We start from the raw sequence: 18,217 nt of genomic DNA, 5'->3' as shown, positions 1-18,217 counted from the left end.
GAAGCGTGATGGTTGCAATGACCCCGCGCTAGGCGATGACCTCGTAGCACGGCTTGTAATCGCCGGCGATTTTCATCCTCCGCTGCTCCACGAACGCCCGCAGCAGCGCGTCGAGCGATTCCATCATGTCCGTGTCGCCGTGGATCTGGAACGGGCCGAACTGTTCGATCCGGCGCATGCCGTCTTCCTTGACGTTGCCGGCGACGATGCCGGAGAACGCGCGGCGCAGGTCGGCGGCCAGCTCGTGGGGTTTGCGGCCGTGGTGGAGATCGAGCCCTGCCATGGCTTCGTGGGTCGGCTGGAATGGCTGCTGGAATTCCAGCGGCACTTCCAGCGACCAGTTGAAATAGAAGGAATCCTTCTGCGCCAGGCGATGCTCGCGCACGGTCCGGATGCCGGATGCCATTTGCCTGGCCACCTTCTCGGGGTTACCGACGATGATCTCGTAGCGTCTGGTCGCAGCCTCGCCCAGCGTGAGCCGGATGAACCTGTCGATCTGTTCGAAATACGGGGCCGACGCCACCGGGCCGGTGAGGATCAGCGGGAACGGCAGCTGCGCGTTTTCTTCGCGCAGCAGGATGCCCAGCAGGTACAGGATTTCCTCGGCGGTGCCGACGCCGCCGGGGAATACGACGATGCCGTGTCCGAGCCGGACGAAGGACTCGAGGCGCTTCTCGATGTCCGGCATGATCACCAGGTGATTGACGATCGGGTTGGGGGATTCAGCGGCGATGATCCCCGGCTCGGTGATGCCGATGTAGCGGGTGTGCCGCTTGCGCTGCTTGGCGTGGGCGATGGTGGCGCCCTTCATCGGCCCCTTCATCGCGCCCGGGCCGCAGCCGGTGCAGATGTCCAGCCCACGCAGGCCCAGCTCGTAGCCCACATCCTTCGTGTACTGGTATTCGTCGCGGCCGATGGAATGGCCGCCCCAGCAGACGACGAGATTCGGGTCGGCCGGCTGCAGCACGCTGGCGTTGCGCAACAGGCGGAACACGGCGTCGGTGATGCCGCCGGAAGTGTCCAGTTCGTCGGCGTATTCGGGCGCGAGTTCGATCGCCGTGTAGACGAGGTCGCGCACGACGGCGGCCAGCAGTTCGGCCACGCCGCGGATGATCTCGCCGTCGACGAAGGCGATGGCCGGCGCATTCTTCAGGTCGATGCGCACACCGCGGTCCTGCTGGCGTACCTCGATGTCGAAGTCGGGATACAGCTCCTGGGCGGCCCGCGGGTCGTCGGACGTACTGCCCGTGGTCAGCACCGCCAGCGTGCAGCGGCGCAGCAAATCGTGCATCCCGCCGCGCGAGGCGTCGCGCAGGCGCGCCACCTCTTCACGCGACAGGATGTCGAGCCCGCCGCGAGGGTAGATGCGGGCATTGACGGTGGGCAGCGCGATGGTGGGCGCCACGATGTCCTGGTTCTTGTTCATCCGGGTGTTCTGTCTTGGTCTTGTCGGTTGTGGACTTTAACGCAGGCCGGACGGTCGCAAGCAAAGAGCCGCGCGCACGGTGGCCGATTCGTCTGCGCCCAAAAGAAACGGCCGGGTTGCCCCGGCCGTTGCTGTCTCGCGGTATTGCAGCGGATCAGAACTCGTAACGCAGGGTCAACAGCACCGACCAGCGCGACACGACGCGTGAGGGGTTGCGGGAATCGGCGTCGTAGGTGTTCAGGTCCTGCCACGTCGGATTGCCCGCGGTACCCAGGTCATACACGTACGAACCGTCGGCATTGATGCCACCAAGACGCGCCAGGTAGCGGGTATCGAAGCCGTCGATCTGCTTGGTCAGGCCCCAGTCATTGTTGAGCATGTTGAGGAAGTTGTAGATGTCCAGGCGGACGATCGACTTGTGATCCTTGAAGAAGCCGGGCAGCTCCTGCTGGAGGCTCACGTCGAGCTGGTTGACCCACGGCATGCGGGTCTCGTTGCGACCGGCGATCTGCCCGCGCTGGGACTGCAGGTACGGGTTGTTCGAGATGTACGCGTTGAACGCCGCGATCTGGTCGGCGGTCGCCGAGCCGTAGCTCACGTTGGGATCGTTGACCAGCGGGATGTAGGCCGGATCCTGAAAGATGCCATCGCCGTTCATGTCGCCGTTGATGAGCCATGTGTACGGCAAGCCGTCGTGGCCGTTGTAGAACGCCGTGACGCTGGTCTTGTAGTCGCCAAAGAACGCGTGCTCCCAGCCCAGCGAGGCCTTCAGCGAGTTGCGGATCTCGCGGCTGGCAGTGGTCGCGAAATCGCTGTTCGGGTTGACGCGCGACACGAACTGGTAGCTTGACCATGCATTGCTGCTGGCGTCCGAACCGACCTCGTCAGCCTTGGTGTAGGTGTAGGCGAGGCTGCCGTACCAGCCATTGGACAGAGGCTTGTTCAGCGAGAAGGTCACCGAGGTGGAGGCGCCCTCGTCGGTATTCCCAAGCACGGTGGACTGGTTGCTGAAAGCCGGGTTCCTGTCGCAGTTCTTGTTGGAAGAGGACAACGAACCGAGCGTGCACCAGTAGCTGTTGCGGCCATCGGCCAACGTGCCCTGCACCTCGCCGATGTTGAGGGCCTGGTAGAACGCCGCGTCGCGAGCACGGATATGCAGGATCTCGGCCGAGCCGATCAGCCCATACCACGGCAACTCTGCGTCGTAACCCAGGCTGGCCTTCCAGACGGTCGGCAGCTTGAAGTCGGGGTCGATGACGTCGATGAGGTTGGACGGCCTGCCGCTCGACGGAACATTCTGGTTATACGGATCGGAACTGAACGGCGCCTCGGTCGGGTCGGTCACGCGGTAGGTCAGCGCCGTCACCCCGCCATTGTTCTGGTACGGATTGGCCAGCCACACGAACGGAGGCACGCTCTGGAACGAGCCGATGCCGCCGCGCAACTGCGAGTAACGCGGGGTATCAAAGCTGTAGTTGAACGACAGGCGCGGCAGGACCACCTTGTTGCTGGAACCGAGCTTGTAGTCGTTGCGGAAACCGAAGGCCTCCTCGAAGCCCGGCGCTGCCACCGGTGCGTCATCGACCTTCGGGATATTGACGCGCACGCCATAGGTGAGCGACAGCTGGTCGGTCGCCTGCCACGTGTCCTGGATGAAGGGGCTGATCTGGGTGTACACCAGCGCCGAAGCAGTGTCGGTGATGTCATACCCGGGCGCAGGCGTCTTGAGGTTGTAGACGTCGTAGTTGCCCGTTTCGAAATCGGCGAGGCTATTGAAGACGTAGGAGCCGTGCAGATCGCGCCCGTACAGGTTGTAAACGTCGTGGCGCTGGTAATCCACGCCACCCTTGATCGCATGGTCGCCCGCGTAGTAAATGCCCGAAATCGACGCCGCGAGACGCTCGGTGTTGATCTGGTTCTCGTGGCGGTTGTTGTCCTCGCCGATGAAGATCGAGCCGCCGTTGGCCGTTTTGACCTCCACCTCTGGCTGGTTGATCGCGTTGCCGTTGACCTGGTCGAAAGTCTGCTGGCTCAGCTTGACCTCGGTGGAGAAGTTCTCGCTCCAGTCGCTGAACAGCTGCAGCGAGGTGTTCTTGGTGATGTTGTTGATGTCGTACCAGTGGCTGGTCAGCACCACGTTCTCCGCGCGATCGTCGTAAGGCGAAGGACGGAACTCCTCGGTGCGCTGGTAGGTCAGGCTGGCGCGATGGTTGTCGCTGATGTTCCAGTCCAGCTTGGCCAGGTAGCGCTTGTTCTCCAGGTTGACGCCGGTGGCACCATAGACGCCCGGCTGCAAGCCCAGCTCATTGGCGATCGCGATGGCTTCGTCGATATCTGCCTGCGTCACGTCACCGTTGGCCAAGCCGTCGGAGGTGGATTCGCCGCCGAAGTTCTTGATGGTCTGCTCTTCGTACGAACCGAAGAAGAACAGCCGGTCCTTGAGGATCGGGCCACCCACGGTGACACCCGCGGTCACGTCGGTGTCGAACAGCGCGTAATCCTCGCCATCGCGGTTGCCGACCATGCTGCCGGCGTCCTTGTAGACGTAATACGCCGAGCCGTGGAATTCGTTGGTACCGGACTTGGTCACCGCGTTGACGGTGGCGCCGACCGTGTCCGAAGAGACATCGTAGTCGGAGATCTTGAGGTCATAGGCGGCAATTGTGTCCACCGAGATCGGCGAGCCGGTGTAGGGCATGCCGTTGGCATTCAGGCCGAAGGGGTCGCCCTGCGACAGGCCATCGACGGAGATGGTGTTGAAGCGGTTGTTCACGCCGGCGACGGAGATGGAGCCCGATGCCTGGTCGGTCACCTGGATGCGCGGGTCGAGGCGCGCGATGTCGTCCACCGAGCGGCTGCTCTGCGGGGTGAGGTCGAGCTGGCGGCCGCTGACCGAGGTGCCGACGCCCTTGTTGTCCGGGTTGAACGTGGCCAGCGAGCGCGAGGCGGTGACCGCCACGGTGCCCAGCGTGGTGGCGTCGCCCGAAGCGAGGTGGGCATCCACGGTGCTGATCTTGTTCAGATCCAGGTACACGCCTTCCTCGGTGTCGACGCCAGCGCCCGCCTTGGTCACCGTGATCGTGTACGGACCGCCGACGCGCAGGCCGCGCGCGTTGTAGCGGCCGCCTTCATCGGTGGTGGAGCGACTGACCGTTCCCGACTCGACGTGGGTGATGGTGACTTCTGCCCCGGCGACCGGCTGGCCATCGGCACCGGTGACGGTGCCGCCGACGCCGGCGGAGGTGCTCTGCGCGAATGCGGGGGCAGCGGCTAGTGCAACGATCAGCCCGAGCGACAGCTTGGAGAGTCGAAGACGGGAATGGGTCATGTCTGGTTGGCCTCGATACGATTGACGATGCTGCGCACGGGTGCGCAATCCTTGGGAAGTGCAAAGCTGGGGAATCCCCACCCCATGCAGGCTTGTCGCTGCGGTCGGGGTTAACAACAGATTAACACAATAGGCCGCGCGGATGACAGCAGGATGACGGTTTCGCACGTGCGATTCGCGGCGATATTCCGCGCTGAATTGCGGCTATTGGCGTACTTCAGCAATGCGCGCTAAGCCCCTGTTGCTGCGTTCATCGGATCGTGGAAGCGATTCCAAGATAGGCGCCGATGCCATCGAGGAACATCTGCACGGAGATCGCTACCAGCAACATGCCCATCAGGCGTTCGACGGCGGTAAGCGCGCGCGCGCCGAGCAGCTTATACAGGATGGTCGCCGACATCAGGATGATCGCCGTCGCCATCCAGGCGATCAGCAGCGCGAGGCTCCAGCTGCCGAGACGGTCGGGCTCCTGGCTGCCCATGAGCATCACCGCGGCCATGCCGGACGGGCCGGCGATCATCGGGATCGCGATCGGCACGATGAAAGGCTCGCCTCCGGGCAACGCGCCCATCAGGCCTTCCGGCGGCGGGAAAATCATGCGGATGCCGATCAGGAACAGCACGATGCCACCGGCGATCGAGACGGACTCCTGTCGCAGGTGCATCAGCTCCAGTGCGTACTTGCCGAACCACAGGAACGCCAACAGCACCACCAGCGCGATCAGCAGCTCGCGGATCATGACGATGCGCTGGCGCGCAGGCGTCAGCGGGCGCAGCAGGCTCAGCACGACCGGCACGTTGCCGAGCGGATCCAGGATCAGGAACAGCAGCAGCGCAGCGGAGACGATGGTCATGGAGCGCTAGCTGCCGGATTTCACGCGGGCGCGCCTGCGAAAAAGCAGGCCGTCATTGCCGCACAGGCGGGAATGACGGCGAGATTCCGACATCGCTGTGATTGCGCAACGCCCGCTCACGGCAGCGGGTTCCACACCTGGCCACGATGCGCGGCGCCGGCGGCCGACAGCAGCGTCACGCAGTCGTCGGCGTAGCGCGCCGGCTCGATGGCCTCGCGATCATCTTCTTCGACGTACGCCTGGGCCCGCAGCGACGTGCGCATGGGACCCGGCTGCAGGCCGCTCACGCGAACCGGCGACGTCGCCAGTTCCGCATGCAGCATGCCCACCAGCGCCGCGCTGGCATGCTGGGCCAGGCCATAGCCACCCCAGTAGGCGCCGCCGACGCGCTGCGGATCGTCGACCACGAATACCACCGCGCTGTCGGGCGCCTGGCGCAGCAGCGGCAGGCAGGCCTGGGTCAGCCATGCGCGGGCGGTAAGGTTGACGTGGACGGCGCGCGCCAACGATGCCGGGTCGCTGCGCTCGATCGATGTCAGCCCGCGGAAATCGGCCGCGCAGTGCAGCAGGCCGTCGAGGCGTCCGAAGCTCTCGCCGATGCGCTGAGCCATTTCGGCGTGGTCGTCGGGCGAGGCGCCCTCCAGGTCGAACGGATAGTTCACCGGCTCGGGCAGCGTCTCGCCGGACCTGGCGATGGCGTCGTAGACGCGATTCAACTTCGGCACCTTGCGGCCGAGCAGGACCACCGTGGCGCCCGCGCGCGCGCAGGCGATGGAGGCCGCGCGCCCGAGCCCGCCATGCGCGCCGCTGACCAGGACCACACGGTCCTGCAGGACGCCGGGCTGCACGCCCGGTGTCATCGCCGCCGACCCGCTCACGCCTTCTGCACTTCCGCGATCATGCGTGCCAGCTCACCGGATTCGTACAGTTCCATGGTGATGTCGCAACCGCCGATCAGCTCGCCGTGGATGAACAGCTGCGGGAACGTCGGCCAGTTGGAATAGCGGGGCAGGTTGGCGCGGATTTCCGGCTCCTCCAGCACGTTGACGCTGTGCAGATCGCCGGCGCCGGCGGCCTTGAGCGCCTGCACGGTGCGGCTGGAAAACCCGCACATCGGGAACTGCGGCGTGCCCTTCATGAAAAGGACGATGGGATGGCCTTCGACTTCGGCCTTGATCCGCTCGAGAACGGGCATTGCACTCTCCTGCATGGCACGGCGCCGCGACGGGAATGTCGCGGCCGTGCGTGGGGTTTCGGAAGGCCGTATTGTAAGCCCACGCAAGGCGGCGTACCGCGCCGCGCCTTCCGACCGCCCCAGGACTCCATGGCCATCGAACTGCCTCCCCTGCCCTACGAGCACAGCGCGCTGGAACCGCACATTTCCGCGGAAACGGTCGACTTCCACCACGGCAAGCACCAGCGCGCCTACGTGGAGCGGCTCAACGCACTGGTCGATGGCACCGATTTCGCCGAGTCCACGCTGGAGGAGATCATCCGCAAGGCCCAGGGCGAGGTGTTCAACAACGCCGCCCAGACCTGGAACCACGCCTTCTACTGGCAATGCCTGCGACCGTCGGCGGGCGGTGGCGGGGGCGCGCCCGCCGGGGCGCTGGCAGAAGCGATCGATCGGGCGTTCGGCAACTTCGATGGGTTCCGCAGGCAGTTCGACGATGTGGCCCTGAAAGCCTTCGGGTCGGGCTGGGTCTGGCTCGTCCAGCGCGCGGGCGGCGGGGGCCTTGCGCTGGCTTCGACCGCGAACGCGGCCACCCCGCTCACCGGCAGCGACACCCCACTGCTTACCTGTGACGTGTGGGAGCACGCGTACTACATCGACTACCGCAACGCGCGGACGAAGTACCTCGAGGCGTTTTGGCATGTCGTCGACTGGGACTTTGTGGGTGCGCGCCTGAAGTGATGCGCGCCGCACTGCGGGACCTTGCGTCCCTTTCACTCGCGACAGGGTTGCCCGGCGAACATGGTGCCGCTCAGGAAGCAGCGCCTGCCAAGGCCTCGACCACCGGCGCCACCTGCGCCTGACGACCGAGCGCCTCACCCACCCGCCGCAGCGCCTGCGCGAGCACGGTGGTTGAATCGGCGCGCACGGTCGCATGGCCAACCTTGCGCCCGGGGCGCGGCGACTTGCCGTAGTCGTGCCAGTGCGCGCCAGCCACGCGCAGCACGGCGTCGGCATCGGGCAACTCGCCGATCCAGTTGAGCATGCAGGCGTGCCCGCGCATCGTCGTCGCGCCCAGCGGGCGACCGAGCACGGCGCGCAGGTGGTTCTGGAACTGCGAGGTCTCGGCGCCCTCGAAACTCCAGTGGCCGGAATTGTGTACCCGCGGCGCCAGCTCGTTGGCCAGCAGCCTGCCGTCGCGGCAGAACAGCTCCAGCGCGAACACGCCGACATAATCGAGCGACTCGGCGAGCCGCTGCGCGTACTCGAACGCGGTCACGGCCAAGGCATCGTCGACGCGCGCCGGCGCCAGGCTTGCCGAGAGTACGCCGTCGACGTGCCAGTTTTCGGTCAGCGGCCAGGTGCGGAATTCGCCGTCGCGGCCGCGCACCGCGACCACGCTCAGCTCGCGCTCGAACGGCACGAAGGCTTCGAGGATCAGCCCGACCGTCTCCGCCTGGGCGCCCAGCGCCTTCCAGGCGGCGTCGATCGTGGCGCGCCCTTCGGACTTGATCCGGAACTGGCCCTTGCCGTCGTAGCCGAGCCGCCGGGTCTTGAGAATGCAAGGCGCGCTGATCGTGGCGACGGCGTCCTCCAGCCCTTCACGCGAGGCGACATCAACGAACTGCGGCACCGGGATACCGGTTTCGCGGAACAGCGTCTTCTCCGCCAGCCGGTCCTGGATCACCGCCAGCGCGCGCGGATTCGGGAACACCGGGACGCGCTCGCTGAGCCATTGCGCGGACTCGGCTGGCACGTTCTCGAAGTCGAACGTGGCCACGTCGATCTTCGACGCGAACTCGGCCAGCGCGCGCTGGTCCCGGTAGTCGCCGACCAGCAGCGGCGCGAATTGCCCGGCGCAGGCGTCCGGTTCGGTGTCCATGACCAGGAAGCGCAGCCCCAGCGGTGCGCCGGACAGCGCAAGCATGCGGGCGAGCTGGCCGCCGCCCAGGATTCCTACTGTCGTCATGCGCAAAAACTCCCCGGCCATCCGCATCGCCGATTGCGACGCGCCTGCATGACACCCCCACGCCCGATGTCGACCGTGGCCATGTCAGCTCCGCAACGGGAGGCGTGGATCGTCGTTGCCGGCGACTTCGTCGCTCTGGCGCTGGCGGAAGGCGGCAAGCGCGGCGGCAACCTCGGGAAGATCGGCGGCGAGCATCGCCGCGGCGAACAGCGCTGCGTTCGCCGCGCCGGCATTGCCGATCGCGAACGTCGCCACCGGAATGCCCGCGGGCATCTGCACGATCGACAGCAGCGAGTCCATGCCGTTGAGCGCCTTCGACTGCACCGGCACCCCCAGCACCGGCACAACGGTCTTCGCCGCCAGCATGCCCGGCAGGTGCGCAGCGCCGCCGGCACCGGCGATGATCGCGCGCAGGCCGCGCGACTGCGCCGTGGCCGCGTAGTCGAACAGCACGTCCGGCGTACGGTGCGCGGATACCACGCGGATCTCGTGCGGCACGCCGAGCGCTTCGAGCCTCGAAGCGGCGTGCTGCATCGTCTCCCAGTCGGAACGCGAACCCATCACGATGCCGACCAGCGCTTGCTTCGGATTGGCTGACATGGCCGCCCCCGGTGACAAAGACGTATTCTAGGGCCTGCCGGGCAAGTCCCGCGAATCCCATCCCCACGGTATCGCCATGGATCGCAAGCTGCTCGATCTCCTCGTCTGTCCCGCCAGCCGCCAGCCGCTGGCCCTGCTCGAAAAGGCCGGCCTCGATGCGCTGAACGACGCCATCGCCGCCGGCTCCGTCAAGCGCGACGACGACACGCCGCAATCCGAACCCTTGCGCGAAGCGCTGGTCACGCGCGACCGCAGGACCGTCTACCGCGTCGACGACGGCATCCCCGTGCTGCTGGTCGAGGAAGGCCTGGCCACCGCGCAGGTGCAGGGCTTCCCGACGGCATGAACGCGACCGCAGTGATGCCGCCGCCGCGCGACGTGGTCGAGGCCGACGTCGCGCGCGCACTGGCCGAGGACATCGGCAGCGGCGACGTGACCGCGATGCTGCTGCCCGACCGCGACGACGTCGCCTACCTGCTGTGCAAGGAAGACGCCGTCATCTGCGGCCGGCCGTGGTTCGACGCCTGCCACCGCGCGCTCGACCCCGACGTCACCATCGCCTGGCGCGTGGCCGAAGGCGAACGCGTGACCGCGGGGACGGTGCTGGCAACGCTGTCGGGCCGCGCGCGCGCGCTGGTCAGCGCCGAGCGCACGGCGCTGAACTTCATGCAGACGCTCAGCGGCACCGCCACGATCACCGCGGCGCACGTGGACGCCGTGCGCGGCGCCCGCGCGCCCGCACCGGACCCGCAGATCCTCGACACCCGCAAGACCATTCCCGGCATGCGCGCGGCGCAGAAGTACGCGGTACGCGTCGGCGGCGGCGTCAACCACCGCATGGGCCTGTTCGACGCGGTGATGCTGAAGGAAAACCACGTCCGCGCCGCAGGTTCGCTCACCGCGGCGATCCGCGTGGCGCGTGAGCAACAGCCGTCGCTGCCGCTGATCGTGGAAGTCGAAACGCTCGACCAGCTCCGGGAAGCCCTGTCGGAGGGCTGCGAGCGAATCCTGGTCGACGACTTCGACGCCGCGACCCGGCGGGAGGCGGTGCGCATCGCCGCAGGCGCGCCGTTCAATCGCGCGATCCCGCTGGAAGTGTCGGGCGGGGTCGACCTGCCCGGCCTGCGCGCGATCGCCGAGGACGGCGTGGACTGCATTTCGATCGGCGCCCTGACCAAGCACGTGCGCGCGATCGACCTGTCGATGAAGCTGGGGCCGCCGCCCGGAAGTTAGGAACGCAGGGCCTGTCGGCGCGCGCATTGCGAACCGCGCTCGCCGCCTCCACCATGTCCCCATGCCTACCCTCGTGATCCTGATGATCGTCGGCGCCATCGGCGCGGCGCTGTGGAGTTCGGCGCGCGCCGCGGCGGAACGGGCCGAGGTCGTCGGCCGCAACGCCTGCCGCGCCGCCAACGTGCAGCTGCTCGACCAGACCGTGCATGCGACCGGCGTGCGCCTGCATCGCGGCGCGGACGGAAAGCTGGGTTTCGAGCGCGCCTTCCGCTTCGAATATTCCGAAGGCGGCGATGACCGCAACGTCGGGCGGCTGGTCCTGCGCGGCGACGAACTGGTCTACTTCAGCGGCCCGGCACAGGCGGCGGGCGTGGTGCGCCTGCACTGAGCGTGGCGGCTTTCGCGCAACCACGATCGCGTCGTCGGCGGCAAGCTCTCCTGGCGTTTGCTTCTCCCCTGCGAAGGCGGAGGTGGCGAAAGCTGGCGATCGAAGCCGCTCCCGCAAGCGACCAGCAAGGGTTCGTGGCGACTACTTGACCACGCGCAGATGCCCGCCGCGGCGCGGCGGGGTGGGCGTGTCGTCGTCCGGCCCGTCGGTATCGGCCGCCGCAGCTTCACTATCCCCGGCGTCCGCGGGCTCGCCGCTGCTGCCGGCGATGTCGTCCGGCAGCGCCATGCCCTGCCCTGTTTCGCGGGCGTAGATCGCCAGCACCGCCGCGATCGGCACCACGACCGCCTGGCTGACCCCGCCGAAGCGCGCCGTGAACCGCACGCTGTCGTTGTCCATTTCCAGCTTGGCCACCGCGCGATCGGCGATGTTGAGGACCACGCGGCCGTCCTTGATCGTATGCGGCGGCACGCGGACGCCGGCGGACGTGGCATCGACCAGCAGGTGCGGCGTCATGCCGTTGTCGGCGATCCACTCGTATAGCGCCCGCAGCAGGTACGGGCGATGACTGCTCATGGCGTGTGGCGCGTCACTCATCGCTGCAGTCTAAAGCAAGCCACGTGGGTGGCATGGTCGCGTGCGCGCGGCTCAGCGTGGTCCGGAAGTCGGACGACACCGCTAGACCGGTATTTCGCGCAGGTTCTTTTCCTGCGGGGTCAGGCTGCGCACGAAGCCGGGATTGCGGAAGATGCGGTTGCCGTAGTCCTCGATCGCCTTGCCATCCTTGGGCAGCGGGACCTCGAGCGAATCGAGGCGCCACACGATCGGCGCCATCGCGCAGTCGGCCAGGCTCATTTCGGGATTGAGGAAGAACTTGCTGGCCTTGAACAGCGGCACCGAGGCGGTCAGCAGTTCCTTGAGTCGCTTGCGGCCGGCATCGGCTTGCTGCCTGGTGCCGAACTGGATCGCCTGCACCTGCGGCACCCAGTCGTGCTCGATGCGCAGCATCGCCAGCCGCAGGCGCGCCCGGGACAGCGGGTCCACCGGCATCAGCGGCGGGTGCGGATAGCGCTCGTCGAGGTATTCGCTCACCACGCTGGCGGCGTACAGCACCAGGTCGCGCTCGACCAGCGTCGGCACCGAGTGGTACGGGTTGAGGTCGATCAGGTCCTCGGGAGGATTCTGCGGGTCGACCGCGATCAGGTCGTAGGTCACGCCCTTTGCCGCCAGCACCAAGCGGACGCGGTGGCACAGGACATCGTCGACGGAGGAAAACAGGGTCAGTGCATTTCGCATACGCGGACTCGCAGCCATCATGGGCCTCTCCAACGACCGGAATCCGCCGGCCGCATCGACGCCGCCCGCGCATCGCGGACGGTCGCCCGGTTCCCCGAGCCATCCGCAGGCGCGGGCCGGTGCGAAACCGGCCACGTCCGGGAGCGCACGCGTGCGGCCCCGGTCGCCCGCGGGGAACTACTTCACGTCGCGCCAGTATTCCTTCTTCAGCAGGAAGGCGAGGAACGTGAAGAACGCCAGGAACAGGATCACCCAGACGCCAAGGCTCTGGCGCTTGAGGGCGGCCGGTTCGCCGGCGTACTCCAGGAAAGTGGTGATGTCGCGCACGGTCTGGTCGAATTCGACCTTGTTCTGGGACCCGGGCTGGGCGATCTCGAGGTGCTCGACCGGCGTCTCGCCGCTGGCCGCATCCTTCTTGCCGTAGACCGGACGCTGCAGTCCCTGCATCTCCCACAGCGGATTGGGCATCGAAGCGTTGGGGAACAGCAGGTTGTTCCAGCCCAGCGGCCGCGACTCGTCCTGGTAGAAGGACGTGAGGTAGGTGAAGATCCAGTCGCTGCCGCGGACCCGCGAGATCACGCTCAGGTCGGGCGGCATCTTGCCGAACCACTGCGTGGCGTGCTCGGGCGGCATGGCAACCTGGATCTGCTCGCCGAACTTGGCGCCGGTGAAGTTGAGGTTGTCCATCACCTCTTCCTCGCTCAGGCCGAGGTCCTCGGCCATGCGCGAGTAGCGCAAGTACTTGAGCGAATGACAGCCGGAGCAGTAGTTCATGTACAGCTTGGCGCCGCGCTGCAGCGAGGCGACGTCGCCGATGTCGGTGCCCGAATGCCGCAGGTTGCCGCCTCCGGCCGCGATCGCACCGAAGGACAAGATCAGCCCCGTCACCAGCACCACCGCGCCGCGGAGCATGTTCCGATACCGGTTGCTCACGATTCCCGATTCCCCTTTCTCGATTCCCGGCTTGTCATTCATGCATCGTCACCCGTTCCGGCACCGGCTTGGTCTTGTCGAACTTGGTCCACAGCGGCATCGTGATGAAGAACACGAAGTAGAGGAAGGTCAGCACGCGGCCGATGATGGTTTCGACCGGGTTGGTGCCGGGGCCGGCGCCGATCTTGCCCAGCCACAGGAAGCACACCACGAACATCGCCAGCATCGCCCACGACAGCTTGCCGCGGTAGCGGTAGGACTTGACCGGGCTCTTGTCGAGCCATGGCACCAGGAACAGCACCACGATCGCGCCGAACATCACCAGCACGCCCCAGAGCTTGATCGCGAAGAACGACGGCACCACGCGCAACATCGCGTAGTACGGGGTGAAGTACCACACCGGCTTGATGTGCTCCGGCGTCACCAGCCGGTTGGCTTCGACGAAGTTGTCGTGCTCGAGGAACCAGCCACCGAAGGTAGGCGCGAAGAAGATGATGAAGGCGGCCAGCATCAGGAAGAAACCGACGCCCACCAGGTCCTTGACCGTGTAGTACGGGTGGAACGGGATGCCGTCGGCCGGCTTGGCCGCGTCCCAGCGGTTGCCCTTCGGACCATGCTTGATGTCGACGCCGTCCGGGTTGTTCGAGCCCACTTCGTGCAACGCGCCCAGGTGCAGCACCACCAGCAGCAGCAGCACCAGCGGCAGCGCGATCACGTGCAGGGCGAAGAAGCGGTTGAGCGTAGCGTCGGCGGGCAGGAAATCGCCCATGATCCACTCGGTCAGTCCATTGCCGATCACCGGGACCGCGCCGAACAGCGAGATGATCACCTTCGCGCCCCAGAACGACATCTGGCCCCATGGCAACACGTAGCCCATGAAGGCCTCGGCCATCAGCACCAGGTAGATCAGCATGCCCAGCAGCCACACCAGCTCGCGCGGTTTCTGGTACGAGCCGTACATCAGTCCGCGGAACATGTGCAGGTAGACCACGATGAAGAACAGCGACGCGCCGGTGCTGTGCATGTAGCGGATCAGCCAGCCCCACTCCACGTCGCGCATGATGTACTCGACCGACGAGAACGCCTCGGCCGCTGACGGCTTGAAGTGCATCGTCAGGAAGATGCCGGTGAAGATCTGGTTGACCAGCACGAGCAGGGCCAGCGAGCCCATGTAGTACCAGAAGTTGAAGTTCTTCGGCGCGTAGTACTCGCTCATGTGCTTGCGGTACACCGGCATCATGCCGGGCGCGCGCACGTTGACCCAGTCCCACACGTTGTTGGCGGTTCGCGAGATCACGTTCGACATGGCTTACGCAGCTCCCTGGGGATCGACGCCGATGACGATGGTGGTGTCGTTCTCGTAGTGGTGCGGCGGCACCAGCAGGTTGATCGGCGCGGGGACGCCCTGGAAGACGCGGCCGGCCATGTCGAAGCGCGACTTGTGGCAGGGGCAGAAGTAACCGCCCTTCCACTCCGGGTCGAACGGCTCGGGCTTGATCTCGGCCACCAGTTCCGGCGCGCAGCCCAGGTGCGTGCAGATGCCGACCAGCACGGAGATCTCCGGCTTGATCGAGCGCATCTCGTTGCGGGCGTACTCGGGCTGCTGGTCGGTGGTCGACTTGGGATCGGCCAGGCGCGGATCCAGCGTCGGCAATACCTCCAGCATCTTCGGGGTGCGCTTGACGACCCAGATCGGCTGGCCGCGCCATTCGTCGACCAGTCGCTGGCCTTCGCCCAGGGCGCTGATGTCCATGGTCACCGGGGCCCCGGCCAGCTTGGCGCGGGCGCTCGGGTTCCACGACTTGATGAAGGGTACCGCGGCGAATCCCGCACCGACTGCACCGACCACGGCCGTGGTGGCGGTCAGGAAGCGGCGGCGGCCGAGATCGACCGTGCCTCCGCCTTCGACAGGATCAAGCGTTCGTTCATTGGCCATCCGGCACTCCGCAAATCTTTCGGTCGCTAGTCATTGGCTGCCACGACCGTCCGGTGGGGATCGGCCGCAAAGACGACAAAGTGTAACGGAACGCTGAATCGCCCGACAATGCTCAGAGACCGGAGATTGCACCGGCGGGGTGCCCGATCTGGTCGGAAAGCCCGAAAACGGCGCCGCTGCGGGCTAGTTCGCAGTTGCCACCACCGAGCCGCGATAGCGCTCGGCCAGCACACCAACGCGCTGCACGTAGCGCTGCGTCTCGCTGTAGGGCGGCACGCCCTTGTACTTGTCGACCGCGCCTTCGCCGGCGTTGTAGCCGGCGGCGGCCAAGGTCAGGTCGCCGTTGAAGCGCTTCAGCAGCCAGGCGAGGTATTGCACCCCGCCCTGGATGTTCTGGCCGGCGTCGAACGCATTGCCGACCCCGAAACGTCGCGCCGTGGCGGGCATCAGCTGCATCAGGCCTTGCGCGCCGACGCGCGACAGCGCGTTGGGATTGAAGGCTGATTCGGCATGGATGATCGCGCGCACGATGGCCTCGTCCACGCCGTACTGCTTCGCCGCCCTGCTGATCTCCGAGGAGTACGCGGAGGTGTTCAGGCGCAGGGTGCTGAAGTTTACGCCCGGACTGCTGGCGCAGGCGAAGCAGGTCTCGAGGAAGCTGTAGCGGATGGTCCGCAGCGCCGTGGCGCCGACCATGCCCTTGGGCGGCTTGCTGGCGTAGTGGCGCACGCCGTCCTTGATGTACGAATAAACTTGGCCCTGCACCAGACGCGTCGGCTTGCGCGAAGGCGCGGCGGAGGCCACCACCGGGGTCGCCGCGGCGCCCGAACCGGGGCTGGAACTGGTGCTGGAACCGGAACCCATGAAGGTCGCCGGGGCGTTGGCGTTGATGCTGGCGGGCGCGGCAGCCGCGGCGGAGCGGCGTTGCGGGGCGGCGCTGGAGTGGGCGATGGCGACGCACTTGGCGCCGGCCACCCGCTTGCTGACGTAGCTGCGAGCCCCATCGGGACTGTCGCAGCGATAGAGCGTGCCAGCCGCGGCCGGGGTGGCCAGCAGCAGGCAGGCGATCGTCAGTAGTCCCCTGGCCCCCTTCATCGCGCGGAGTGTCACCTGTCCGTCCCTTCTTGCCAAGTCCTTGATGGCAAACGCGAGCCGCGGCCTCGGCAGGACGTGACCGACTACACTAATTGGCCCTCCAGCCACCCCCGGCGCGGATTCACCACCGCCCCCCGGACCCGCCATGACCGAATCCCAGCACCCGGCCGACGCCGCCCCGACCGCCACCTCCCGCCCCGCCGGCCACGGGCCTGAACCCGGCGCCCCCGCCGGGAAGCTCTATATCCAGACCCACGGCTGCCAGATGAACGAGTACGACTCGGCGCGGATGGCCGACGTGCTCGCCGCCACCGACGGCCTGGAACTCACCGACGACGTGACCGAGGCCGACGTGGTCTTGGTCAACACCTGCTCGATCCGCGAGAAGGCGCAGGAGAAGGTGTTCAGCCAGCTGGGCCGCTGGAAGTCGCTGAAGGCGGACGGCAAGCCGGTGATCATCGGCGTCGGCGGCTGCGTGGCTTCGCAGGAGGGCGCGGCGATCGTCAAGCGCGCGCCCTACGTGGACCTGGTCTTCGGCCCGCAGACCCTGCACCGCCTGCCCGAACTGATCCGCGCCCGCCGCGAAACCGGCACCCCGCAGGTCGACATCAGCTTCCCGGAGATCGAGAAGTTCGACAGCCTGCCGGAGCCGCGCGCCGAAGGCCCCAGCGCCTTCGTCTCGATCATGGAAGGCTGCTCGAAATACTGCTCGTTCTGCGTGGTGCCCTACACCCGCGGCGAGGAGGTCAGCCGGCCGTTCGAGGACGTGCTGGTGGAAGTCGCGCAGCTCGCGGCGCAGGGCGTGCGCGAGGTCAACCTGCTGGGGCAGAACGTCAATGCGTATCGCGGGCCGATGGCCGGCGAGGATGGCGACGACACGAGTGCGGAAGCGGGTTTCGCCGACCTCGGCCTGCTGATCCGCACCATCGCCCAGATCGATGGCATCGACCGCATCCGCTTCACCACCTCGCATCCGCTGGAGTTCAGCGATTCGCTGATCGAGGCCTACCGCGACGTACCGCAGCTGGCCAACTACCTGCATCTCCCCGTCCAGTCGGGCAGCGACCGGATCCTCGCGGCGATGAAGCGTGGCTATACCGCGCTGGAGTTCAAGCAGAAGATCCGCAGGCTGCGCGCGGTGCGGCCGGACATCTCGATAAGCTCCGATTTCATCGTCGGCTTCCCGGGCGAGACCGATGCAGACTTCGAAAAGACCATGAAGCTGATCGAGGACGTCGGGTTCGACCAGAGTTTCTCCTTCATCTATTCGCGCCGCCCGGGCACGCCGGCCGCCGACCTGGAAGACATGGCGTCCAGCGAGGAGAAGCATGCACGCCTGGCGCGGCTGCAGGCGCACATCAATGCCCATTCGGCCGGCATTTCGCGGGCGATGGTCGGCAGCGTGCAGTCGGTGCTGGTCGAGGGGCCTTCGAAGAAGGACCCCGGCGAGCTGACCGGCAAGACCGAGAACATGCGCTCGGTGAATTTCCCCGGCCATCCGCGCCTGATCGGCCGGTTCGTCGACGTGGTGATCACCGAAGCGCGCACCAACTCGCTGCGCGGGCGCGTGGCCATGGCCGACGAAGTCGCGGCATGAAAGCCACGCGAGGGCACCGCCAGTTCACGTCACAGGCCCGGTGAACGGACAACTGCCGGAGGACGCTCGGGACCGCCCCGCTCTGTCGCGCGGGCCCTCGGTCATCCGCCGCTGCGCACTGGGCATCTGGCTGTGCGGGATCGCGCTGATGGGAATGGTGGAATTCCGTCGCCACGCGCTGACGGACGATGGCCTGTCGATGACGCCGGTCGCTTGGCTGTGGTTGGCCGGTTCGGCCGCGACCGGCGTGATCGGGATCGCCCTGCTGGTGCGCGAGCTGCGCAGGAAGCCATAGTCGGGCTTGTCTGCGAGGGCGGCCTGCCGCCCGCGCTGCCGAACGGCATCGCGGCCATGGCTGCACACCAGTGCTCCCAGGTGTGCCCGAGGGA

Annotated in this window: 19 protein-coding genes; 6 read left to right on the top strand and 13 right to left on the bottom strand. The window is 66.8% G+C overall.

The annotated features are described in order from the left end of the window. Nucleotides 1–28 precede the first annotated feature (28 nt). The 5 genes from ppnN to grxD all read right to left on the bottom strand — a co-directional run bounded on the left by ppnN (nucleotide 29) and on the right by grxD (nucleotide 6,802). Nucleotides 29–1,426 (bottom strand): nucleotide 5'-monophosphate nucleosidase PpnN, encoded by a 1,398-nt coding sequence (gene ppnN, locus ACFOM9_RS02590; protein ID WP_386705891.1) that lies wholly within the window; start codon nucleotides 1,424–1,426, stop codon nucleotides 29–31. A gap of 154 nt (nucleotides 1,427–1,580) precedes the next feature. Continuing rightward, a complete protein-coding gene (locus ACFOM9_RS02585) occupies nucleotides 1,581–4,754 on the bottom strand; it encodes a TonB-dependent receptor (protein WP_386705889.1) in 3,174 nt (1,057 codons plus the stop codon). Nucleotides 4,755–5,004: 250 nt separating this feature from the next. After that, the gene (locus ACFOM9_RS02580) at nucleotides 5,005–5,607 is read right to left on the bottom strand and encodes a YhgN family NAAT transporter (protein ID WP_386705887.1); all 603 of its coding nucleotides are present in this window, start codon (nucleotides 5,605–5,607) and stop codon (nucleotides 5,005–5,007) included. Between the two features lie 116 nt (nucleotides 5,608–5,723). Beyond that, nucleotides 5,724–6,467 (bottom strand): SDR family NAD(P)-dependent oxidoreductase, encoded by a 744-nt coding sequence (locus tag ACFOM9_RS02575; protein WP_386707266.1) that lies wholly within the window; start codon nucleotides 6,465–6,467, stop codon nucleotides 5,724–5,726. A 14-nt stretch (nucleotides 6,468–6,481) separates the two neighbouring features. After that, the gene (gene grxD / locus ACFOM9_RS02570) at nucleotides 6,482–6,802 is read right to left on the bottom strand and encodes a Grx4 family monothiol glutaredoxin (protein WP_386705885.1); all 321 of its coding nucleotides are present in this window, start codon (nucleotides 6,800–6,802) and stop codon (nucleotides 6,482–6,484) included. 129 nt (nucleotides 6,803–6,931) lie between these two features. On the opposite strand from grxD, the gene ACFOM9_RS02565 reads away from it, so the two are divergent. After that, on the top strand, nucleotides 6,932–7,522 hold the full coding sequence (locus tag ACFOM9_RS02565; protein WP_386705883.1) for a superoxide dismutase: 591 nt from the start codon (nucleotides 6,932–6,934) through the stop codon (nucleotides 7,520–7,522). Nucleotides 7,523–7,592: 70 nt separating this feature from the next. Here ACFOM9_RS02565 and ACFOM9_RS02560 read toward each other — a convergent pair whose 3' ends face one another. Both ACFOM9_RS02560 and purE read right to left on the bottom strand, forming a co-directional pair. After that, on the bottom strand, nucleotides 7,593–8,750 hold the full coding sequence (locus ACFOM9_RS02560) for a 5-(carboxyamino)imidazole ribonucleotide synthase (protein WP_386705881.1): 1,158 nt from the start codon (nucleotides 8,748–8,750) through the stop codon (nucleotides 7,593–7,595). Between the two features lie 84 nt (nucleotides 8,751–8,834). Further along, nucleotides 8,835–9,350, bottom strand: coding sequence for a 5-(carboxyamino)imidazole ribonucleotide mutase (gene purE, locus ACFOM9_RS02555; RefSeq protein ID WP_386705879.1), 516 nt, complete (start codon nucleotides 9,348–9,350; stop codon nucleotides 8,835–8,837). 76 nt (nucleotides 9,351–9,426) lie between these two features. Between purE and ACFOM9_RS02550 the strand changes: the two genes are divergently transcribed. The 3 genes from ACFOM9_RS02550 to ACFOM9_RS02540 all read left to right on the top strand — a co-directional run bounded on the left by ACFOM9_RS02550 (nucleotide 9,427) and on the right by ACFOM9_RS02540 (nucleotide 10,971). Continuing rightward, on the top strand, nucleotides 9,427–9,696 hold the full coding sequence (locus ACFOM9_RS02550) for a Trm112 family protein (protein WP_386705877.1): 270 nt from the start codon (nucleotides 9,427–9,429) through the stop codon (nucleotides 9,694–9,696). Then, complete coding sequence (gene nadC / locus ACFOM9_RS02545; protein WP_386705875.1) at nucleotides 9,693–10,583, top strand: carboxylating nicotinate-nucleotide diphosphorylase; 891 nt, start codon at nucleotides 9,693–9,695, stop codon at nucleotides 10,581–10,583. Before ACFOM9_RS02550 ends, nadC begins: the two co-directional genes overlap by 4 nt. 61 nt (nucleotides 10,584–10,644) lie before the next feature. Continuing rightward, entirely contained in the window at nucleotides 10,645–10,971 is a 327-nt protein-coding gene (locus tag ACFOM9_RS02540; protein ID WP_386705874.1) for a DUF3301 domain-containing protein, read from the top strand. Between the two features lie 141 nt (nucleotides 10,972–11,112). Here ACFOM9_RS02540 and ACFOM9_RS02535 read toward each other — a convergent pair whose 3' ends face one another. The 6 genes from ACFOM9_RS02535 to ACFOM9_RS02510 form a co-directional block, all read right to left on the bottom strand. Beyond that, the gene (locus ACFOM9_RS02535; protein ID WP_386705872.1) at nucleotides 11,113–11,568 is read right to left on the bottom strand and encodes a ClpXP protease specificity-enhancing factor; all 456 of its coding nucleotides are present in this window, start codon (nucleotides 11,566–11,568) and stop codon (nucleotides 11,113–11,115) included. Between the two features lie 81 nt (nucleotides 11,569–11,649). Continuing rightward, complete coding sequence (locus ACFOM9_RS02530; RefSeq protein ID WP_386705870.1) at nucleotides 11,650–12,285, bottom strand: glutathione S-transferase N-terminal domain-containing protein; 636 nt, start codon at nucleotides 12,283–12,285, stop codon at nucleotides 11,650–11,652. A 159-nt stretch (nucleotides 12,286–12,444) separates the two neighbouring features. Next, the gene (locus tag ACFOM9_RS02525; protein ID WP_386707264.1) at nucleotides 12,445–13,179 is read right to left on the bottom strand and encodes a cytochrome c1; all 735 of its coding nucleotides are present in this window, start codon (nucleotides 13,177–13,179) and stop codon (nucleotides 12,445–12,447) included. A gap of 55 nt (nucleotides 13,180–13,234) precedes the next feature. Next, entirely contained in the window at nucleotides 13,235–14,506 is a 1,272-nt protein-coding gene (locus ACFOM9_RS02520; RefSeq protein WP_386705868.1) for a cytochrome b, read from the bottom strand. A 3-nt stretch (nucleotides 14,507–14,509) separates the two neighbouring features. Continuing rightward, nucleotides 14,510–15,136, bottom strand: a complete 627-nt coding sequence (gene petA / locus ACFOM9_RS02515) for a ubiquinol-cytochrome c reductase iron-sulfur subunit (protein WP_386705867.1) — start codon at nucleotides 15,134–15,136, stop codon at nucleotides 14,510–14,512. Between the two features lie 183 nt (nucleotides 15,137–15,319). Further along, nucleotides 15,320–16,231 carry a lytic transglycosylase domain-containing protein gene (locus tag ACFOM9_RS02510; RefSeq protein ID WP_386705865.1) on the bottom strand — a complete coding sequence of 304 codons (912 nt, stop codon included), beginning with the start codon at nucleotides 16,229–16,231 and terminating at the stop codon, nucleotides 15,320–15,322. 145 nt (nucleotides 16,232–16,376) lie between these two features. Between ACFOM9_RS02510 and miaB the strand changes: the two genes are divergently transcribed. Further along, complete coding sequence (gene miaB, locus ACFOM9_RS02505; RefSeq protein WP_386705863.1) at nucleotides 16,377–17,828, top strand: tRNA (N6-isopentenyl adenosine(37)-C2)-methylthiotransferase MiaB; 1,452 nt, start codon at nucleotides 16,377–16,379, stop codon at nucleotides 17,826–17,828. A gap of 40 nt (nucleotides 17,829–17,868) precedes the next feature. Next, a complete protein-coding gene (locus ACFOM9_RS02500) occupies nucleotides 17,869–18,123 on the top strand; it encodes a hypothetical protein (protein ID WP_386705861.1) in 255 nt (84 codons plus the stop codon). Nucleotides 18,124–18,217: the final 94 nt, after the last annotated feature.

Source organism: Luteimonas notoginsengisoli, from assembly GCF_042648885.1.
Taxonomy (GTDB): Bacteria; Pseudomonadota; Gammaproteobacteria; order Xanthomonadales; family Xanthomonadaceae; genus Luteimonas; species Luteimonas notoginsengisoli.
Note: the sequence above shows the minus strand (reverse complement) of the source record. Positions and strands in the feature narration are given on the sequence as shown.

Bases quoted from the DNA above. Each gene is read 5' to 3' on its own strand.
- purE (WP_386705879.1), bottom strand. From the start codon at position 9,350: ATGTCAGCCAATCCGAAGCAAGCGCTGGTCGGCATCGTGATGGGTTCG.
- ACFOM9_RS02530 (WP_386705870.1), bottom strand. From the start codon at position 12,285: ATGGCTGCGAGTCCGCGTATGCGAAATGCACTGACCCTGTTTTCCTCC.
- ACFOM9_RS02575 (WP_386707266.1), bottom strand. From the start codon at position 6,467: ATGACACCGGGCGTGCAGCCCGGCGTCCTGCAGGACCGTGTGGTCCTG.
- ACFOM9_RS02540 (WP_386705874.1), top strand. From the start codon at position 10,645: ATGCCTACCCTCGTGATCCTGATGATCGTCGGCGCCATCGGCGCGGCG.
- ACFOM9_RS02560 (WP_386705881.1), bottom strand. From the start codon at position 8,750: ATGACGACAGTAGGAATCCTGGGCGGCGGCCAGCTCGCCCGCATGCTT.
- ACFOM9_RS02565 (WP_386705883.1), top strand. From the start codon at position 6,932: ATGGCCATCGAACTGCCTCCCCTGCCCTACGAGCACAGCGCGCTGGAA.
- grxD (WP_386705885.1), bottom strand. From the start codon at position 6,802: ATGCCCGTTCTCGAGCGGATCAAGGCCGAAGTCGAAGGCCATCCCATC.
- ACFOM9_RS02525 (WP_386707264.1), bottom strand. From the start codon at position 13,179: ATGCTCCGCGGCGCGGTGGTGCTGGTGACGGGGCTGATCTTGTCCTTC.
- ppnN (WP_386705891.1), bottom strand. From the start codon at position 1,426: ATGAACAAGAACCAGGACATCGTGGCGCCCACCATCGCGCTGCCCACC.
- nadC (WP_386705875.1), top strand. From the start codon at position 9,693: ATGAACGCGACCGCAGTGATGCCGCCGCCGCGCGACGTGGTCGAGGCC.
- ACFOM9_RS02520 (WP_386705868.1), bottom strand. From the start codon at position 14,506: ATGTCGAACGTGATCTCGCGAACCGCCAACAACGTGTGGGACTGGGTC.
- ACFOM9_RS02535 (WP_386705872.1), bottom strand. From the start codon at position 11,568: ATGAGTGACGCGCCACACGCCATGAGCAGTCATCGCCCGTACCTGCTG.
- miaB (WP_386705863.1), top strand. From the start codon at position 16,377: ATGACCGAATCCCAGCACCCGGCCGACGCCGCCCCGACCGCCACCTCC.
- ACFOM9_RS02550 (WP_386705877.1), top strand. From the start codon at position 9,427: ATGGATCGCAAGCTGCTCGATCTCCTCGTCTGTCCCGCCAGCCGCCAG.
- petA (WP_386705867.1), bottom strand. From the start codon at position 15,136: ATGGCCAATGAACGAACGCTTGATCCTGTCGAAGGCGGAGGCACGGTC.
- ACFOM9_RS02510 (WP_386705865.1), bottom strand. From the start codon at position 16,231: ATGAAGGGGGCCAGGGGACTACTGACGATCGCCTGCCTGCTGCTGGCC.
- ACFOM9_RS02585 (WP_386705889.1), bottom strand. From the start codon at position 4,754: ATGACCCATTCCCGTCTTCGACTCTCCAAGCTGTCGCTCGGGCTGATC.
- ACFOM9_RS02580 (WP_386705887.1), bottom strand. From the start codon at position 5,607: ATGACCATCGTCTCCGCTGCGCTGCTGCTGTTCCTGATCCTGGATCCG.